Origin of the sequence: Streptomyces alkaliphilus (assembly GCF_014141535.1) — a bacterium.
Taxonomy (GTDB): Bacteria; Actinomycetota; Actinomycetes; order Streptomycetales; family Streptomycetaceae; genus Streptomyces; species Streptomyces alkaliphilus.
The window spans coordinates 1-1,709 of record NZ_VKHT01001035.1; the positions used below are offsets into that span (position 1 = coordinate 1).

At 73.3% G+C, this 1,709-nt stretch carries 1 protein-coding gene; it reads left to right on the forward strand.

Going from position 1 to position 1,709, the window contains the following annotated elements:
* The first annotated feature begins 670 nt into the window (after nt 1–670).
* On the forward strand, nt 671–1,459 hold the full coding sequence (locus FNQ90_RS22175) for a hypothetical protein (RefSeq protein ID WP_182607972.1): 789 nt from the start codon (nt 671–673) through the stop codon (nt 1,457–1,459).
* Nucleotides 1,460–1,709: the final 250 nt, after the last annotated feature.

The following is a 1,709-nucleotide window of genomic DNA, read 5'->3' on the forward strand; positions in this document are numbered from 1 at the left end:
CCCCTCCCGGGCCCCTCCCGGCGTGTCGGGTCACGGTTCCGTCACATCGTCCTCCGTCGGCCGCCGGTTCGGCAACGCCCCCGGTATCACCGTCGACGGCCTTTCGGGGAGAATTCGGGAAGCGGACGCTTTGGGGCGTGCCCCGCGGGGAGACGGTTCGGGGAGAAACGGTTTTCCCGCGCGTTCCCCGGCTGGGTCGTCACCGCCCGTCGTGGTTTCCCCCGGCGCGCCGGTCACGAAGGGTCCGGGAGCACCCGGCCGTTTCCCGGGATGGCCACGCGTGGAGAACCGGCGCGGAATGTCGTCGGCGTCCGGGGTTCCCGCCACCGGTTTTCCGGACGGAATCCGCCGGAGGGGCCGGACCGGCACCGGGGCGTCGTTTCCCGGAAACCGACCGCGGGCGGCGCGGTCCCACCATGTCCCGGGACATACCGACTTCCGGGAGCCTCCTGCCGATTGTCCTCCCCGGGCCGCCGGGTGGGAGGTCGGAAACCGGCACGCCCGAAAGCGTCGAAACCCCGGCTCCGGCGATCATTCACGACCGTTTCTTCACATATCGGATCGGCTCCCGCCGGGGCGTGACCCCCGCTCTCCCCCGGCGTTGAGCAGGGCAACAGAACCGCCCACCGCCCGAACGCGTGCCGTACCGGGCCGGAACCGAGGAGCGACAGTGCCCACCATGCTCGACGTCAGTGAAGACGTACGCGCCGAGATCGGCGACGAAGAAGCCGACCGGCTGCTCGCCGGGGAGACCGCCCCCGGTGCCTACGACTGCACGTCGTGCCGGACCCCGGGCGACCCCGAGCGCGACCCCACGAGCACCGTCCTGTTCGTCGGGGAGGAGACGGCCGTCCTGGCCTTCGCCCACGCCGACTGCCTGCCCTCGCGGGTGGTGCCGGTCTCCGAGGAACAGCTGCGCGGTGCCGTGCAGACCATCACGGGTGAGACGCCGCCCGCCTCCGCCGAGGAGCTGGGGGGCTCCCCCCGTCAGGCCGTCCTCGGGGTGACCTGTGGTCAGATCGCCGTGGGCGACGATCTCTACCCCGCGCTGGTGATCGAGCCGACGGCTCCCATCGCCCGGCCGGGCAGCGACGCCCCGGAGGACGTCTTCCTGGAGCTGTTGGGCGAGCAGGGCTTCCAGAAGGTCGCCGACCCGGGTCGGATGCCGGAGGAGCTGCCGGGCTGGTCGGTACTGATGGTCGACGGCGAACTGCACTCGATCCTCCAACCGGGCCTGGTGGGGGCGCCCTCGGCGCCGTGGTGGCAGGCCCACCGGCCGCTGGCGCTGACCGACGAGTGGCGGGCGACCGCGAAGGACCGGCACACGGTCCTGGTCTACGCGGCGCCGGTGGGCACCATCGGTCGTCAGCCCCGGGAGGATCTCCTGCGGGTGGCCCTGGAGAAGGCGGCGCTGGAGGGCTCGTTGGTCGCCGCGGCGTTGCCGCTCTCGGGGACCTGACCCCCTTGGTCCGGGTGCCCCCTACGGGCACCCGGACGCCACCGGGGCGTTCGGGACGGGGCGCGGGAGCGGCGGCGCGCTCCCGGAGCCACGACTTCCCGGCCCCCTCCCGCATCCGTCCCGGCTTCCACTCGTTGATCGGGTGTGCAGCCCATCGACTCATCCCGTTCCGACAGCGGCGGACAGGGCCGCCACCGGCACTCCGCCGGCCTGGTGCCCGCCCTGCGGATCCCGCCGCCCCCTCCTCGAC